This window comes from Chryseobacterium sp. MMO-72, assembly GCF_037146035.1.
GTDB classification, from domain to species: domain Bacteria; phylum Bacteroidota; class Bacteroidia; order Flavobacteriales; family Weeksellaceae; genus Chryseobacterium; species Chryseobacterium indicum.
This window is the reverse complement of the sequence record NZ_JBBCWG010000004.1, coordinates 39,471-58,014: the sequence shown is the minus strand read 5'-3', so window position 1 is coordinate 58,014 and position 18,544 is coordinate 39,471. Positions and strand designations below refer to the sequence as shown.

The 18,544-nt window shown below is 34.5% G+C and carries 12 protein-coding genes and 1 tRNA gene; 7 read left to right on the top strand and 6 right to left on the bottom strand.

Annotation, left to right across the window (positions count from 1 at the left end; genetic code table 11):
- Positions 1–2: 2 nt before the first annotated feature.
- Together WFH39_RS07270 and WFH39_RS07265 are read left to right on the top strand one after the other, a co-directional pair.
- The gene (locus tag WFH39_RS07270; RefSeq protein WP_336689360.1) at positions 3–2,012 is read left to right on the top strand and encodes a hypothetical protein; all 2,010 of its coding nucleotides are present in this window, start codon (positions 3–5) and stop codon (positions 2,010–2,012) included.
- Positions 2,012–3,877 (top strand): hypothetical protein, encoded by a 1,866-nt coding sequence (locus WFH39_RS07265; protein WP_336689359.1) that lies wholly within the window; start codon positions 2,012–2,014, stop codon positions 3,875–3,877. Before WFH39_RS07270 ends, WFH39_RS07265 begins: the two co-directional genes overlap by 1 nt.
- Here the strand turns inward: WFH39_RS07265 and WFH39_RS07260 are convergent.
- Positions 3,874–4,995, bottom strand: a complete 1,122-nt coding sequence (locus tag WFH39_RS07260; protein WP_336689358.1) for a tyrosine-type recombinase/integrase — start codon at positions 4,993–4,995, stop codon at positions 3,874–3,876. The two genes, WFH39_RS07265 and WFH39_RS07260, sit on opposite strands and share 4 nt — an antisense overlap.
- Positions 4,996–5,199: 204 nt before the next feature.
- Positions 5,200–5,273 (bottom strand) — tRNA-Arg (locus WFH39_RS07255).
- Positions 5,274–5,332: 59 nt separating this feature from the next.
- Between WFH39_RS07255 and WFH39_RS07250 the strand changes: the two genes are divergently transcribed.
- From WFH39_RS07250 to WFH39_RS07240, 3 genes are read left to right on the top strand one after another with little or no spacing between them, the layout of a single operon-like run.
- Entirely contained in the window at positions 5,333–6,379 is a 1,047-nt protein-coding gene (locus tag WFH39_RS07250) for an ABC transporter substrate-binding protein (protein WP_336689357.1), read from the top strand.
- 40 nt (positions 6,380–6,419) lie between these two features.
- Positions 6,420–7,064 carry a monofunctional biosynthetic peptidoglycan transglycosylase gene (gene mtgA, locus WFH39_RS07245; RefSeq protein WP_336689356.1) on the top strand — a complete coding sequence of 215 codons (645 nt, stop codon included), beginning with the start codon at positions 6,420–6,422 and terminating at the stop codon, positions 7,062–7,064.
- A 13-nt stretch (positions 7,065–7,077) separates the two neighbouring features.
- Complete coding sequence (locus WFH39_RS07240) at positions 7,078–9,108, top strand: recombinase (protein ID WP_336689355.1); 2,031 nt, start codon at positions 7,078–7,080, stop codon at positions 9,106–9,108.
- 4 nt (positions 9,109–9,112) lie between these two features.
- Here the strand turns inward: WFH39_RS07240 and WFH39_RS07235 are convergent, their stop codons facing one another.
- From WFH39_RS07235 to WFH39_RS07220, 4 genes are read right to left on the bottom strand one after another with little or no spacing between them, the layout of a single operon-like run.
- Complete coding sequence (locus WFH39_RS07235; RefSeq protein WP_235131001.1) at positions 9,113–9,406, bottom strand: hypothetical protein; 294 nt, start codon at positions 9,404–9,406, stop codon at positions 9,113–9,115.
- A complete protein-coding gene (locus WFH39_RS07230) occupies positions 9,406–10,059 on the bottom strand; it encodes a hypothetical protein (protein WP_336689354.1) in 654 nt (217 codons plus the stop codon). Before WFH39_RS07230 ends, WFH39_RS07235 begins: the two co-directional genes overlap by 1 nt.
- A 3-nt stretch (positions 10,060–10,062) precedes the next feature.
- Positions 10,063–11,142, bottom strand: coding sequence for a DNA replication/repair protein RecF (recF, locus tag WFH39_RS07225; protein ID WP_336689353.1), 1,080 nt, complete (start codon positions 11,140–11,142; stop codon positions 10,063–10,065).
- Between the two features lie 3 nt (positions 11,143–11,145).
- Entirely contained in the window at positions 11,146–11,901 is a 756-nt protein-coding gene (locus tag WFH39_RS07220) for a hypothetical protein (RefSeq protein WP_336689352.1), read from the bottom strand.
- A gap of 18 nt (positions 11,902–11,919) precedes the next feature.
- Between WFH39_RS07220 and WFH39_RS07215 the strand changes: the two genes are divergently transcribed.
- Positions 11,920–17,856, top strand: coding sequence for an alpha-2-macroglobulin family protein (locus WFH39_RS07215; protein ID WP_336689351.1), 5,937 nt, complete (start codon positions 11,920–11,922; stop codon positions 17,854–17,856).
- Positions 17,857–17,969: 113 nt separating this feature from the next.
- Positions 17,970–18,539, top strand: coding sequence for a pentapeptide repeat-containing protein (locus WFH39_RS07210; protein WP_336689350.1), 570 nt, complete (start codon positions 17,970–17,972; stop codon positions 18,537–18,539).
- The last annotated feature ends 5 nt before the right edge of the window (positions 18,540–18,544 follow it).

The following is an 18,544-nucleotide window of genomic DNA, read 5'->3' as shown; positions in this document are numbered from 1 at the left end:
ATATGCCATTAACTAATCCTATAAATTCTTTTTTTGTACAATCTCTCACGACGGGTGTCGACTGGGAAATTGGAACTCCTTTTCCTCCCAATATTCCAATTAATATAGACTGTTACCGTAACGGTCCGGGATATACCAATTATAAAATTACGCTTGTTGCTAATGTTGGTAATACTGCTGTGGATGTTGTTTATTTCTCTGATGGAACTAATACCATAGATTTTTTTACAAAAAATTCCGGAATCTGGAATCAGGATGTTTTTGTATGTTTTGACAATTTAAGCAGTCTTTCTCAAGGAAACTATCCGGCAGATATCATTGTTACACTTTATGGAATCAGTGGTGGCGCGGAAATTCTTTTGAATTCGGGATCAGTTTACTTTGATCTGAATGTAACCGGTCAGATAGATAATATCTCTACTGATAAAGCGGAATATACACTTATCTTTGATCGCCAGTCTGATGTTCTTTCTGGAGATCTTAACGTTAATATTTTGGATAACGTTAATAATGCCTCTTTAGGTTTTTTTAATAATCTTGAAATTTTCAAAAATAGGAATCCGATCATCAATGATACTTTTGTTTTGGAGCCAAAAACACCTTTATCTACAAATCCAAATTTACCGATTGAAGGAGAGTATAATATCAGTTCTTATATATTTAAAAATATTGTAGGGGGAACTTCAGTAAAGCTTAAGACTTTTGATATCCAGCTTTTTGTTTTAAATTCAAACCTGCTCGTATCGCCTAACTTTTTGCAATTCACATTACAGCAGGTTAACTCTGAAACAAAATTTGATGTTGTAAAAATAATTAATCCATATAATATTCCTTTTACGATATCGGGTCCGTATTGGTTAACTTTTTCAGCGAATTCTGGCTCAGGAACTACCAATATTACTGTGACTACTTTAAATTCTGCAATTCTTCCGGTGGGAGAAGCTACTGGAGATATTGTTATCAGTTTCGGATCCTCCTCAACAAAAATAATACCTGTAAAATTAAATGTAATCAGTTTCATATATCTTACAGGTTTGGAACTATATAATTTTTGCCTGGATGATAAAATACTTAATTTTAACAGAAGGGAATTATTAGCAAGATTTGTAAGATCTACTCTCTCAATCAAATTCAGAACTGAGATTGAAACCGTAACAATGACTGTTCCTTTAGTGGTTCCATATTTCAATGACAAAGCATCGTTCGATTTAGGGAAAAAGATTCATCAATATTTTTTACGACTTAAAAAGCCTGTTCTTAAGGAACCTAAAAAGCCGAATGTTTTTGATAATAAAGTTTGGATGCATCCCGCTGAAGTCTCAATCTTAGTAGAGGAGCTGGATGTGGATTATAATGTAGTTCACACAGATAATGTTTCGCAGATTAAATTTTATCCGGGTAAAAAGCCTAAAGCTTTTCCTTTGCTTTCCGATAATTTAGTGAAACAAAGAGTTTTAGGGTCTAAATATATTTTTTCTTACATTCAGGGGTTACTTGATTCTGAAAAAATATCAATGGCAGCTCCAAATGCTCTAGAAGATGGACTGATGGTAAGAGTAAAGATTGAAGACGATGAAAATAAAATAATTTTTCCAAAAAAGAAGGTTTTTGAAATTGCTGAGAATAAGCAGCTTATTTATTATACGATTCCGAATAACGGTTCACAACTCATTCATATACAATATGAAAATCAAAACCTATGTCCCGAATCATTTTTCTTCACGGGGCACATTAAAAAGAATCCTGAATATTCTCAGATTTATAGTCAGAGTGTAATCACCTCATTACAGGAAAAATACGATGTTAAAAAGGTTACGATTTGGAATGTTAACACTGGTTTTGTTATAAAGAAATGTGTCCCGGAAATCGGGCAGATTGTGGAAAGCAGATTATCTTATCTTGAATTCGGTGGTATTGTTTATCGTGGATTTTTTATTACTCAAAAATTGGTAGAAGAAGATTCTTCTTTAGAATTAGTTCAGTTTGATTTAGAATTTTTATTGTTAGAATAATGGAGATTAAGTTTTATACAGAAAAGTTTGTTTTGGATTTATCAGATGTTAAATTCAGCACTCAGGAAGAAAATTCCATGATGAGCGATAAGACATTTACTAAATTCTTTTTCCCGTTCGAGGTTAATATTGATGATAAACTTTACCATACATTGGGAGATTATGTAAGTCATGAAAGCAAGGATCTGGAAACTTCAATAGATGGATATCTTTTTCACGAAAATAAAACCTTTCAGGCTAAACTTGACATTCAGAATGTTGAAGGTAATATTCTCACCGGCCAGATAGATTATGGACTTGAGGAAATTCCCAATTTTGATAAGAAACTCAGCGAGCTTCCGACTGAGAAGTTTGAAGTTTCAGATATATATGCATTTGCCGAAGCCTGTGTTTTAAAGAAATGGCCTCAAATCAATTATAATTTTCCTAGAATTTTCACTAAAAAATATTCTTCAGATAGTGGTTTGTGGGATGCTTTCGACGGATATTACAATGATAGTAATCTAGAAAATGGTGTTTGTAAATTTAAAAGAAATTACATCAACAGTAGTGGTAATATTTTCAATGTAAATATTGTTCACCCTTGTCCGCATCCAATATATCTCTTAAAGGTAGGTTTTAGAGATGCCGGTTACGAATTGTTAGGAGATATTTTAACGGATCCGGATTTGCAGGATCGGTGGGTCTTCTCCGGAACGGAGGTTTTTACTAAAAAATCTCAAATAAGTTTGTCTGCAGTTTATACTCAAATGGATTTCGATTCTAGTGAAAAAACACAGCTTGTTATTGGTAATAGCGCGTATACCGCATACAAAAGATCTTATGATAAAACAATAGGGGCTTTAAAACCGGGTAATTATAAAATTATGGGAAGTTTTACTTACAAAACCAATCCGGGAGATACTGTAAGGTTAAAGATTTATGTAAATGGATCAGAAGTATTCAGTTTCGAAAAATATTGGAGTAATAGCTACGTAGAAACAATAAGTCTTGAAAAAACCGTCCCTTTAAATCTTTCCGCTAATAATTCAATTCGTTTTTATGCTTATTTCATTCCGCTTGATCCTGATGCTTCAGATTATAATGTAATGGATTTTCACCTTTTTTCAGATGTTCTTGTTGATGAAAATGCGACTGACGAAGATAATGGAGTTATTCTGAATTTAAATGAAATCAATTTAGCAAAGGCTGTTCCGGACATGACATTCGGAGATTACGTTAATGCTGTTAAAAATTGGTTCAATTACGATCTGGAAGTATCCGGAACCAAAATTTACATGAATCGATTAGGTAGCTCAAAGCCTGTTCCTATTAATGATTTTCGGGATTTTGAAGTGGAAAAACCAAAAAAAACCTTCTTGCAGAAAAGGTCTTTTCTTCACAAATTTTCAGATTTGGATGATGGTTATAAAATGGACAGTATTTTATATGATATCAAAGGGGTTAAGATCAATGGTTCAAAAAATAAAGATACAAAGGAAATTGAAGTTAATGGATATCCTCTTCCTGTGCTTAAGCCTAAAGATAATAGTGTGGCTACTGCTATAGTAAAAAAAGATTCTACGGATGTCTTAGCATTGGTTTTTTATGATGGATTGGTTAATGGACAGAATAATTCTAAAAATGTTCCCGGATGCGCTCATCCGGAATTATTTGATAAGAATTGGAAATCCTGGCTGAGAAGACGAATTAGGGGATATCAATACGAATGGGAAAGAGAAGTAAATGCTGAAAAGTTTGGATTGGTAAATATTAAAGATTCACAATTTTGTTATAATAATATTCATTTGATTGTATCGATGAATAAAGATAAAATCGGTGACAATACTTATAAGGTTAGTATTGTCACAGAAACTATTAATTAATCCATAATGAATGTAGCCATATTAGATTCCTTTTCAACAATATGTACGTAGATCATTGTCGTCAATATGCTGGCATGATTCAATATTTGCTGCAGATCTCTAACATTGCCACCTTTCCGAAGGAAATTGGTGGCATAGGAGTGCCTTCCGGTATGCATACTTACATTTTTTTTAATGCAGATCTTATCCAGCTTCATAATGTTTTTCAGCGTTCTGTTAATCGATTCTGGAGTAATATGTTCTATAAATAATTCTGGGTGTCTATCAATGATTGATTTTGCTGTATTATTCAGAACAATGGTGTGAGGCTTATCCGTTTTAACTGAAGTGAAGGTAATAGCATCACCTTTGAGATCTGATCTTTTCAATTTTTGTATGTCACTTATCCGTAAACTAGTGTAGCATGAAAATAAGAAATATCCAAGGCTTAACAAGTGACCTCGCTCTACCTTTTCACTAAAATAATATTCTTTAAGTTTTTCGACTTCTTTGATCGTTAAGTTTGTTTTACTTCCGGCCATGGATCCAACTTTAAGATCATCGGGATCAAAATTGATAAATAAACCATGCTTTTTCGCTAGATTAATAAACTTTTTTATTGTCTTGATATTTCCTGATATTGTTGTTTGCTTATTTCCTATTTTATAAAGATGGCCTCTGTAGTCTTCAAAAAAGCCAAGTGATAGGCTGCTGAAAGGAATTACACTTTTGTAGCTTTCTAATTTGGCAATCACACTTCTTGCCATTCTCTTTGTGCTGTCCTTTGTCGGTGTTTCTTCCAAATGATGTTTTGAGAATGTTATGAAGTCATATTTCGGCGTTTTATTAAAAAATTCTTCCCGGAAAGTCTTTATGTCCAGCGAAGCAGATTTTGAAAGCCTGTAATGTGTACGAATTTCCGTTGTTTTAGCTTCCATATTTTCTAATGAAAGATTTACATCTTCAGTATCGTGTTTTTTCTTTACCCTTCGAAGAGTATTATCCCAGTGCTCTGGCTTCACGTAAAGTCCTGTTGGTATACGTTCCCTTTCTTTATTAATGGTTACGTCGTAAAATACCTGACATTTGCCGTCTTTTCTTTTATAATTATTTAAATAAAAATGAGTGGTGATTGTCATAAATTTATTTTTTGTGACAAGCTTTGTGACAAGAAATGAAGCTCTGTTCTGAATCATGCTAATAATATTTTTAAATTAAAATTACTGGCCGGAATCGTTGTGACAGCTTTGTGACAAAAGGATAAAAGAAACAGGTTAACTTCTAAATCACAATACTTCAGATGCTGAAATAAGCTTGATTTAATAGTTAACCTGTTATTTTTGTGACCTCGACAGGATTCAAACCTGTAACCTTCTGAGCCGTAATCAGATGCGCTATTCAGTTGCGCCACGAGGCCGTTGTTTCCTTATCGTTTAAAGGTTTGCAAATATAGCACTTTTTTCTTTTCTTTGAAAGATGAAACCGAGAATTTTACTATTAATCGCGTTTTTCGCGCTAACCTCTTGTAAAAGAGAGACAAAAAATTCACCTTCGGAAGCTGTTTCAGTTTCAAATTTGGTGCAGTACAAAGAAGAGAATGGAGGAATACACATCAAATCCGGAAATTTCACCTATGATTTCAAGAAAAATCAGATTCCGTTTAAAAAAATTATCCTGCTGAATGCAAGTATGGCAGGCTATATTTCGGAGCTGAATGCAGAAAATCTCATTATCGGCGTATCAAATCCGGAATATATTTATTCAGAAAAAATTCAGAATTTAATTAAACAGGGAAAAATTCAGAATTTGGGAAGTGAACAGAAATATGACGTAGAAAAAATTATTTCCCTGAAACCAGATGCCATTTTTACCAATCACATTGCAAGTTTTGACAATACATACCAATTGCTGAAAAACAACGGAATTCAGGTTGTCTTTCTGGATGAATATCTGGAGCAGAAACCTTTGGAAAAGACAGCTTACATTAAGCTTTTCGGAAAACTTTTAGGAAAAGAAAAAGAAGCGGAAACAAAATTCGCCGAAGTTGAAAAAAACTACAGTGATCTGAAAAAACAGGCGCTTACTGCAAAAGAAAAACCAATTGTTTTAGCAAACGAAATGTATGGAGATTTATGGTATCTTCCCGGAGGAAAAACTTCTGCTGCTAATTTTATTTCCGATGCCAATGCAGAATATATTCTTAAAGACAATACAGATCAGAAAGCTGTAACGATGAGCTTTGAAGAGGTTTTTGCAAAATCCGGTAAAGTACAGTATTGGATCAATGCAGGAAATCATATCTCCAAAAAAGAAATGCTTAGCATGAATTCTTTTTACAGCAAACTCAATGTTTTCAATAAAGGAAAAATCTATGTGATTACAGGAAAAGAAAAAGCACAGGCAAACGATTTCTTCGAAAGCGGTGTGGTACGTGCAGATCTGGTGTTGAAAGACTATATTAAAATTTTTCATCCTGAACTTTTACCAGGATATCAGCTTACTTACATGAAAGAATTGCAATAACTCGGAGTATTTCCTTATTTTTGACTTTCTTTTTAAAATTATGTGGAAAAAAATTAAACAGATTATATTCGTCCTTCTTATTCTTAACGTAGTTTTTATTGTCTGGGGAAGATTTTTCAACCCTCCCATTACGCTTACCCAGATTGGAGGACTCTTTGAATACGGAAGATTGCAGAGAGATTATATTTCCTATGATGAAATGGGAAGTAACGTAAAAAAAGCAGTAATTGCTTCCGAAGATCAGAAATTTTTCGATCATGATGGTTTTGATTATCAAGCGATTGAAAAAGCGATGAAAAACAACGAAAAAGGGAAAAAATTAAAAGGAGGAAGTACGATTTCTCAGCAGACGGCAAAAAATATTTTTCTCTGGCAGGGCAGAAGCTGGATCAGAAAAGGACTGGAAGCTGTCTATACTTTTATCATCGAAAAAGTCTGGAATAAAGATATCATTCTGGAAAGATATCTGAATTCCATAGAAATGGGACAGGGTGTTTTCGGGATAGAAGCGGCTTCAGAATATTATTTCGGAAAATCATCCAAAGATCTTACCACTTCAGAAGCAGCGTGGATTGCAGCCGTTTTACCCAACCCTAAAAAATACGATCCTAAAAATCCCTCTCCTTATCTGAGAAAGAAGCACAACTGGATCATGAGACAGATGAGGAATGTGAGTCTGAAATAGTATCTTTGCACCAATGAAACTCTTTAATTCCAGCACAAGTTTTGAGTCTGCTCTTAAAAAATATTTTTCTTTTAGGAATGAAACACTTTCGCTCGATCCGTTTGCCGAAATTTTAGAAAGCGTAAAAAAGTCAGATTTTGCAGATCTTCTCAGCTTTTTCAGAGCAAATACTGAAATTCTTGAGAATTTTAAATATTACCTTCAAAATATTTTTAAAGGAAAAGCATTCAACTTATCGCTTACAGAAGCCAATATTTTATCGGAAAATGCCTTTATTCCGGAGCTTAAAAAAAGAATTCTGAATAAAGTGCTTCCACCGGTCGTTAACGAAAATACGATCTGGTATATGATTGATAATGTAAGTCTTACTCCGAAAAAAGATCTGAGTTTCTTTCATAATCTTCCTGAAAATGAAATAGATGAACTTTTCAGATTGCTGGAAATTTCAGATTTTATCGTCAGTCCGGAAGTGAAAAAAGAAATGCTGTTTTCCATGAACATCCTTTCATGGCGCGTTACAGGTGCAGCGATGGAAGTTGAAGTCGTAAGAATGGCTCCTGAATACAGAAAATTTGATAATCCTTTTCTTGCCCTTCAGAACGAGCTTGAAGAACTGGCTGCAGATTTCGAAAAAGACAATCAGCTTCAGCTTAGTTCCAGAAACAGTCGTTACAAGCAGATTAAAATTTACATTGAACAATGTCTGGAATTTGTAAATATTGCCTTTAAAAACTCTTCCAAATACGGAATTTCGGGGAAAATCAATCAGTCGCTGCTTAAAATCCGCCAACAGGTACAGAGAATTTTTGAAATTATTCAGCTTTTGGTTATTGATGAAGAGAAAGATGTTTTGTTAAATTCCAAACAGTTGGTTTTTAATATTTTAAGCTATAAATCTCACAGAAATAACATTTCTGAACTCATCAACGACAGTACAAGGCTGATTTCGCATCTGATCACGAATCACACTGCTGAAACAGGAACCCATTACATTACTTCGAGTCGGAAAGAGTACATGACGATGTTCTATAAAGCGAGTGGAGGAGGAATTATTGTAGGTGCATTGTGCGTACTGAAAATGCTGTACGGATACATTCCCGGAAGCGATTTTTCCCATGCCTTTTTGTATTCCATGAATTATGCGATGGGGTTTGTGATGATTTATCTCATGGGTTTCACCTTAGCAACAAAACAGCCTGCAATGACGGCGGCAACAATGACGAAAGTGCTTGCCGAAGAAGGAAATATCAAAAGCAGCAGTACAGAATTTGCCCATTTGGTTTCCAAATTATTCAGAAGCCAGTTTATTGCTTTTGTAGGAAACGTTTTGCTTTCCTTTCCTGTTGCTCTACTCATTATTTACGGACTTGATGTATTTTTCTCACAAAATTTAGCCATAGAACGGTCAGATAAATTGCTGAAAGATTTAGATCCCTTTAAATCCAAAGCCATTCTTCATGCATGTATTGCCGGATTTTATCTTTTTATTTCAGGGATCATTTCAGGAAATATCGGAAACAACTCGGTATTTTATCAGATTCCGGAAAGAATTGCTAAAAATATTTCCATCAGCCGATTGTTCGGTAAAAATTTCGCTAAAGGATTATCCAAATATTACGCGAAAAACTGGCCCGGAATTGTATCCAACTTCTGGTTTGGGGTATTTCTTGGGGCGACAGCTCCGGTAGGATTGTTCTTGGGACTGGATCTTGATATTCGACACATTACTTTTGCCGCTGGAAATTTAGCTTTGGGATTGTACGGCAAAGATTTTACAATTGATTCTTATACCTTTTTCATTTCTCTGGTAACGGTTTTCCTGATCGGGTTTTTCAATTTTCTGGTAAGTTTCAGTCTGTCTATGTTTCTGGCTTTCAGATCCAGAAAACTGAATTTCGGACAGGTTGGGGAACTGTATAAAGGAATTTTTAAATATTTTTTAAAGCATCCGCTGAAATTTTTCCTTCCGATACGATCCGGTCTTGATAAAAGAGCAGACGAACTGATGAGCAGTACCAAAACGGCAAAATTTGAAGAAGAGTAAAATTTTATAATATCTGAAGATCATCAAACTTCTCCACGCCGAATTTATCCTGAAATTTTCTTAGGAAAAAGCTTTTACGCATCTGAAAATCGTGCTTTAAAAGGGGAGAACTGATTTTGATGTAAACACATTTATTTTCAATATTTACGCTCTGAATTTCGTTGAAAAGGCTTTCATCAAGATAATCCGAAAGAAAATCTTTAATTTCAAAAGCTAAAAGTTTATGCTCAAAACCATGAATTTTGGCAAAAGATTTCACAAGTTCAGACGACTGGAATTCACGTTTTTTCTTCTTCATTATTTACTGATGTGTTGTGTTTGTAAACCTTTGCTTTGGAAAAATTTTTCTAATTCCGGATATATAAATTCACAGGCTTTTTTCCAGTTGAAAAATTTTGAAGGATAGCTTTCTACATTTCCGCACTCAAAGCAAATTTCAATTATTTCGAATATTCTGTCGTTTTCATCATAAAAAACAATGGCATTTCTTGGGAAAAAGCATCCTGACTGAGAAAACATAGTAATAACATGTTTATTACAGGTATTAAAAATAATATGACTGAGTTTTGATATTTCTTCTAAATTCAGAGTTTTAGATTCTTCAATTTCTTTTTCAGATTGATTTTCTATAATCTCTCTGAAATCTATGGACTTTGGAAGATGATAAAATTCGTTCAATTTTACAGAATCTTCTTTTGTTTTTGGCGGCGGTGGAGGTGGTATATAGCCTGAACTCTTTTTAAAATTTAAGTTATAAGAAACGATTTTGATTTTACTTGCTTTATTAAAAGGATAGTTTTTTATTCTCTGACCAAATGAAACCGGCTGGTAATTTTTATTGATTTCACCTTCTGAAGCATAATCATCAGGCAAGTCTTTCGGATTTTTTTTCTTTTGACCTGAATGAAAACAATAGCAAAAAGCAAAAAATAAAAACAGTATATTTTTCATGGCTTAAATCTCAAAAATGATACTTTCTTCATTAATCTTCTTCACCACACTTTCCGTACGTTCCCGATGCGTATCCGTAATAAAAATCTGTCCGAAATTTTCCTGATTCACCAGTTCTATCAATTGAGAAACACGGCTGTCATCCAGTTTATCAAAAATATCATCCAGCAAAAGAATAGGCGTTTTTTTTGTTAACTCTTTTATCAGACTCATTTGCGCCAGTTTTAAAGAAATTAAGAAGGATTTCTGCTGTCCCTGAGAACCTATTTTCTTAATTAAAACGGAATCCATTTCAAAAAGCAGATCATCTTTATGAATTCCTTTCGAAGTATAAGTCAGCATTCTGTCTCTTTCCAGACTTTCTTTCAGCAAATTTTCAAAGGAATTTTCAAGCAAATGAGACTCATAAAGCACAGAAACCGTTTCTTTTCCTCCGGAAATAATCCTGTAGAAATTCTGAACGATCGGATTTAATTTTTCAACGAATGTTTTTCTTTTATTAAAAATTTTTGTTCCGAATTTAATAATCGGATCATCATAGATTTCCAGTGAATCTTTATCCCAGACTCTGTTTTTGGCAAAATATTTCAGCAAAGCATTTCTCTGCTGAATGGTTTTCTGGTACTGAATTAAATCAAAAAGATACTCAGAATCCGTTTGTGAGATCATCGAATCCAGAAATTTTCTCCTGCTTTCTCCCGAATCTGAAATTAAATTTGAATCGTATGGGGAAATCATCACACTGGGTAAATAGCCGATGTGATCCGCCATTCTGTCGTAGCTCTTATCGTTTTTCTTAATGACCTTTTTTGCTTCTTTGGGCTGAAGCACTTTAATGTTGTCTTCACTGTCATCATTCTGGATTTCAGCATCTATTGTGAAGAAATCTTCGTCATTTTTAATATTGTTGAGATCCGTATTTCCCAAAAAACTTTTGCCTACGGAAAGATAATGAAGCGCATCCAGAATATTGGTTTTTCCCACGCCGTTATTCCCTACAAAACAGTTGATTTGCGGAGAAAATTCGAATTTTTTCTCGGTGTGGTTCTTAAAATTGTACAGGGAAAGCTTCTTGATAATCATTCGTCAAAAATACTTCATTATTCCTAAAAATAAAAAGGGAAGTGCCGAACAAGTTTCTACGCCAAAAGAAAAGTATACATCATCTCTTTCATTTTCAGAGAAATAGATGAAAATATACGTAATGATGCTTGAAAGAAAAAAAGCAAGAGCATAATTGAAATCAAGATAAAAAACAGACAGAATATTGCTGATAAAAATAAGCAGATAAGCCAGATATTTTGTGTTCTGAATGCCGATCATCGTCGGAAATGTTTTCACGGTATCTACATTCATATCCCGAATGTCGAAAGGTAAAACCAATGCTGTAATGAAGAAAAAACTGATCAGGAAGATCGGGATACTGAATTCCGGCAACGTAAGCCAGCAATTCATCAGTCCCCAGACCAAACCTACATAAAATACTTTCAGCAGAGGAGTTTTCCGGATATATACATCAAGAAAAAAGCTGTTGTACAATAAACCTAAAACAACGATCACAAACCATTTCATCAACCGTACTTCATTATGGTTATGAATAATTAAAAAAGCACAGATGATTCCTGCAAAAGCATTCAGAATCAGAATTTTAAAAAAATACTTTGTTTTTTGGTATTTGGTGTACAGATAACCGCTGAAATACGTTATGAAAAGAAGGAAAACCGTCGGATAGCGGAACGTATTTTGCTCCAGCATGAAAAATACTGCAAAAAGAGTTCCCGTTAAGGATACGTAAAACTGACTGTCTATAACGGATTTTTTCAGTACTTTTAAGAAATTCATTTATCAAAAATAACATATATGAAAAGATTTTCCAAGATTTTTATGCTTTTGCTTCTCCTGCTGAATTTTTCGGGGATTTATGCCCAGAAATATTATGAAGAGCAATGGAAAAAAATATCAGCAAATTCCCAGAAAGGAGCGTATAAATCTAATCTTCCCATCATTTCAGAAATACAGAAACAGGCGATGAAAGATAACAATATTTTACAGCTTATTCAGTCTTTAAAGGCAGAATTCAGCATTGTAAATCAAACACAGGACGATGAAAAGAACGATGCGGTAAGTCGGCTTTTCAAAAAACTGAGTGATGTAGAAAAACAACTGAAAGACGATGACAGGATATTATTTGAAGTTCTGCTGAACGGTTTTTTCCTCGATTATTACAACCAACATTCTTGGGAGATCGAACAGCGTACCAATATCAATTCTCAGGATCTCTCGCAGATCGAGACATGGAGCAAGCTTGATTTTAAAAATTATCTGAATAAAAAATATCAGGAACTTGATCTGCAAAGAGATAAAATGAAAAAAATTTCTCTTATAAAATATGAGAAAGCTTTTTCATACAATGATTATATTTCTTATTTCCCGACTTTATGGGATTGGTATTCGACCAAAAAGATCGAATTTCTTTCTGATAATGGTCTCTTTACCAAAAATGAACTTACGGAAAATCAAATAAAGATTAACACGATCTATGATGATCTGATAGCGCAGAATTCGGGCAATCCCAAATTGTATTTCATGCATAAAAAATTGCAAGCCAACTGTAATCTCACACTGTGTAAAGATCGTCTGACTCAGCTTCAAAACCTTTTGAAAACGGAAACGGAAGGCGATTATAAAGTTCTGATCATGGAAGATATAATGGAACAGTTGCTTTCCCAAAAAAAGGAAAAAGAAGCTCTTGCAATTGCGAATCAGGCAAAAAAGCAGTATCCCAAATCTCCTTTTATTGATAATATTAAAAATAAAGAAAATCAGATCTTAAATCCGTTTCTGAATATTAAATATGAGCAGCAGACCCAAAGCAAAAAGCCGATTCATTTTGTGGCAGAATATAAAAATGTTTCCGCTTTTTCTATTACGATTTACGAAGTAAAAGAGGATCTCACTACTTTTTTGCAGTACGCCAAAAACTCGTATTCTACTGAATTTAATAAGATTAAAAAAAATCTGGTTAGGAAAGAAACTTATAAACTGGATGACCCGAAAGATTTTAAAAACCATAAAACGTCCTTAGAAATACAATCTCTTCCGCCGGGAATTTATCTTGCCGAATACAACGTTGCCGGAATCAGCGACAATGAAACCGAAGCGGAAAAAGACTTTTATTTTCTGGTTTCGGATAACAGAATTATTTATCAGTCAAAAACAGACAGAGATCAGTTATCCAATCAGTTGAAATTAGTGAACAGTGAAAACGGACAACCTGTTATTAATGAAAATCTTACGTTTTATGAATTTGTTTCCAATAATAATTTAACCAAAATAAGCGGTAAAACAGATAATAACGGTATTTTCAGATTTCCTGCAACAAAAAACAATGATTATTACAGAACATTCCTGATCCGACAGCCAAAAACCAATGATGTGCAGATCATGGAAGTCTATGGAGAAAGGGGCTACAATAATGATCAGAATACGGAAACAATACGCAGTAAGGCGCAGATTTTCACAGATAGGGCAATTTACAGACCGGGACAGACGGTTTATTTTAAAGTCATTAATACACAGCGTGATAAAGATATAGAATCTGTAGTGGCCGGATTAAAACAGAAAATTACATTAACCGACACCAACGGACAGGAAGTTTCTTCGCAGACATTTACCACCAATGAATTCGGTTCTTATCACGGAAGTTTTGTGCTTCCGAAAGGGAAACTAAACGGAACTTTTTATATGAGAACGGATGGAAATGACGGGTATAAAAATTTCAGAGTGGAGGAATATAAAAGACCGAAATTTGAAGTGACTTTTGATCCTGTAAAGGATGAGTACAAATACGGACAAACGATAGAACTGAAAGGAAAAGCCATGATGTTTTCCGGAGTTGCTTTAAGCAATACAACCGTTAATTATGAAATTAAAAAACGAAATATCCGCGGGAGATATTTTTCATGGTATCCGCAAAATGATGATGATAATGAAAACTCAGTTTTAGGAGAAGCAAAAACCAATGAAAAAGGAGAATTTATCATTAAAATTGATCCTGAAAAAGACGAAAATGTAGAAGGAATTCAGATTGATAATTATGAAATTAATGCCTCTGTAACTGATATTAACGGTGAGACACAGACTGCAGATACCCAGTTGAAAGTGGCTTCCGTTTCTCATTATATTCAGGCTGATGAAATAAAGAATGTTTTTTCTGATGAAAATGTAAAACTGAATGTTGAAACAAAAAATTACAACGAACAGCTTCTTAAAAAATCGTATCAGGTAAAATTATCAAAACTGGTTTCTCCGGACACAATTTTCAGACAGAATTTCAAATCGGAAGTTCAGGATTTACCAAAATTATCAAAAGAAGAATTCATCAGCAGATTTCCGCATGATTTTTACGATAAAAATGATGAACCTAAAAACCGGAAATCAACCGTAATTCTTGAGAAAACACAGCAACCAATAACTAACGACCAACAATCATCAACCAATCTGGACTTAGGAAAGCTGGAAGCCGGAGATTATCAGTTGGAACTGTATAATATTGAAGGAAAAGACACGATAAAAACGCTGCAGAATTTCAGTGTTTGGGATAAAAAATTGCTTAAACCTGATCAAAAAACTTTCCTGACGGTTGTACAGTCCAAAAAAGAACTGAAAAGAGGAGAAAAAGCTGCATTTACGGTTTATTCTTCGGTTCCGAACGCTCTTCTGAATATTTTTGTACAGAATGGTTCCGGAAAAACGGTTTCTGAAGTTTTGCCTTTTAAAAACGGAATGCTGGAATATACAGCAGCTATTCCAAAAGATAAAGATGTACGAATTTTGAATGTACAGTTTCAGGTAGTTGCCTTTAATGACGTTCAGACAGAATCTGTAAATCTGGATATAGATGATACTGACAAGTCTTTAACGATTGAAACCGTTACTTTCAGAGATAAAATTCAGCCGAATTCAAAAGAAAAATGGTCTGTAAAAATTTCAGGAAATGAGAAAGAGAAAATCAACGCCGAAGTTTTAGCGAATATGTATGATATGTCTTTGGATAAATTTGCTGTTAATCGATATGACTGGTACACTTTATATGCACCGTTTATAAGTACAGTATCATACGATGTGAGAGTGTATCTGCGACAAAAATATTATCAGAAAAGATTGGATTATTTTTCGGGAGAACAGGTTGATGTTCCTGTTTTTGACTGGTTTGACGGAAGTATATTATGGATGTATAACAAAAGTAACCTTTTAGAAACCAGAACAGGAATGGTTAATGTAGAAGGCGTAAAAGCAGCGGCATATACACCGCCACCTCCGCCGCCAACTAAAGGCGCAAGAAAAGATGTTGCAATGAAAGTGGCAATTTCAGAAGATAAAATGGAGATAATTCAAAATGTTGTTCCTGAACCTTTAAAAGCACCTAAAATAGAAACACCTCCGCCAACGGAAACTATTTTAACCCAAGTTCCCGTGCGCCAAAACCTAAACGAAACCGCATTTTTCTACCCGGATTTGAGAACCGATTCCGAAGGCAATGTAAGCTTTGAATTCACTTCTCCGGAAGCACTGACAAAATGGAAGCTGATGTTTTTGGCGCATACGAAAGACGCAAAAGCAGGAACGCTGGAAAAAGAAGTCGTAACGCAGAAAGAATTTTCGGTAACGCCAAACTACCCAAGATTTTTGAGAGAAGGAGATGAACTGAATCTCCAGTCCAAACTATCGAACTTAACGAAAAAAAAATTAAACGGTTCGGCAAGTTTGCAGATTCTGGATGCCTTTACCAATGAAGATATTTCGGCTCAATTTGGTTTAAATTCAGGCATTCAGAACTTTGATCTGAATGAAAACGGAAATTCAGCCTTGACATGGAAAATAAAAGTTCCGGAGAATGTTTCATCCATTGTTTTAAAAGTCGTTGCAAAAGCAGGACAATATTCCGATGGAGAACAGAAAGCCATTGCAGTTTTACCCAACAGAATGCTCGTAACAGACGCGGTTCCTGTTTTTGTAAAAGAAGGCGAAACCAAAACATTTGAACTGGAAAACCTTAAAAATGCGACTTCCACCACGATTTCCAATGTCTCCAATACACTGGATCTCACGACCAACCCGATCTGGGAGATCATGTTTGCGCTTCCGAGCCTGAAAAATGACCAGAATAATTCTGCAGATGTCATCTTTAATAAATGGTTTGCCGATGTTTTGGCATCAGAAATCTTTAAAGCCAATCCGAAGCTGAAAACCGTTTTCGAAGAATACCAGAATAAAGGATTATTAAATTCCAGTCTTGAAAAAAATCAGGAACTGAAACAGTTGCTTTTGGAAGAAACACCGTGGGTTCTGGAAAGCAAAAATGAAGAAGAACAAATGTCGAAACTGGCTTTGCTGTTCGATGTCAATTCAATGAAAAACTCCATTCAGCAGGATTGGGAAGATTTAGAGAAACTGCAGAATCCGGATGGAGGTTTTTCGTGGTATAAAGGTTATCCGAGTTCGTATTCCACATCATTGTACATTCTTAAAAATTTAGGAAAAATCAATGTCTGGCTGAAAGATAACGTAAAAGATTACCAAAGTACTGAACAGAATGAAATGGTTTCCAACCTGATCAAATACGTAGATAATGAAATTGAACAATACACTTCGACTTCGCTCAGTGCGGGAAAAGACAATGTAATCAATAACTGGACTTTAGATTATCTCGACACCCGAAATTACTGGGAAAAACAGTATCCGTTAAAAGGAAAAGGAGTTACTTTAAAATCCCTGGTAAAACAGAAAGTAAAAACGATGAAAATTACAGATTTTACCTTCTTCGGACTGCATCGTGCCGCTTTACTGATGAACGATTATGGATTAAAAGAAGTTTCAGATAAACTTTTAAATTACCTGAAAGAAACTTCCGTAGATTCAAAAACGCAGGGGGTGTACTGGAAACAGAATCTTGATGACTGGGGCTGGTTCAGCTCGAAAGTGGTGAATCATGCAGGAGCACTGGAAGCATTTAACAAATTAAAACCCAACGATCAGAAATTCATTGAAGATTTGAAAATCTGGCTGATTACGCAGAAAGAAGTGAATTCATGGGGAAGCTCAAGAGGAACTTCGGAAGTTATTTTTACGATTTTAAATTCAGGAAAATCATGGACGAATGCGGAAAGTGATAAAGCAACGATTGTTTGGGGCGGAAAAGAACTTCAGCCACAGACTCAGACAACAGGTTATGTGAAATCTACCGTGAAATCGGATGTTTTGGATAAAAATTTAGCCACCGTTACAGTAACAAAACCGGGAGTAGGAATTGTTCAGGGAGGTTTGTTCTGGCAATATTACGAAGATCTGGATAAGATCAAATCCTCTGAAAATTACCTGTCCATAACCAAAGAACTGTACAGAAAAATAAAAACCGTGAACGGGGAAGAATTACAGAAAATCACTCCGGAAACTCCATTAAAAGTGGGCGATAAAGTGACGGTACGAATGATCTTAAATACTGACCGACCGATGGAATTCATCCACATCAAAGACATGAGAGCGGCAGGATTTGAGCCTTTGGATGTACTTTCGGGGTATCAGTGGAAGAATAATTTGGGATATTATCAGTCGACCAAAGATGCTTCCACGAATTTCTATATTGAACACATGCCGAAAGGAAAATATGTTTTTGAGTACGATTACGTTGCCAATGCATCCGGAAGATTCTCGAACGGAATTACCACGATCCAGAATTATTACGCACCGCAGATGAATGCGCATACGAAAGGAAGTAATGTGATGATTTCGGAATGATTTGTTTACAAATGATAAAACGGTAAAAAAGATATTTTAAAAAATCATAAAAGATAACGCGATAATTAGAATATCTTAAGTTTTCAAAAAGAATAAAATTTCAATTTTAAGATTTGGAAAATATAAAAATTAAAATAGAGCTTCATAAAAATTGGATACATGATAAAGGAGGAGAGCAGCTGAACGTTGAAAATGAAGAGTTGAGCAATATGGAATTATTTGGTGAAAATTTGAATTCAGCTGTGTTTTATAATACAAAATTTATAAACGGAGTTTTCCGAAATGTAAATCTGGGCGGAAGTTCTTTCTTTAACTGTGTTTTTTCTTCGGTCAATTTTGAAAATTCGTATCTCAGAAAGTGTGAATTTCACCAGTGCAGATTCCAAAACTGTATTTTTTTAGAAAGTGAAACAACAAAAGCAGAGTTTTATGATACTTCCGTGGAGTTTTGTCTTTTTAAGAATTTAAAATTAGGCTGGAGTTATTTTGGGAATTGTATAATTTCTGGCTCAAATTTTCAGTTGGTAGAAGTGGATGGTTTAATTTTTTCTGACTGTCGGTTTCAGAATCTTGATTTTAAAGATCTGAAATTCAGCAAATCGTATCCTGTGAAAATAAATGACTGTACAAATATTATTGCTGTAGAAGAATTAAAAAAACAAATGAAATGTACATCCGCCTGAACAGT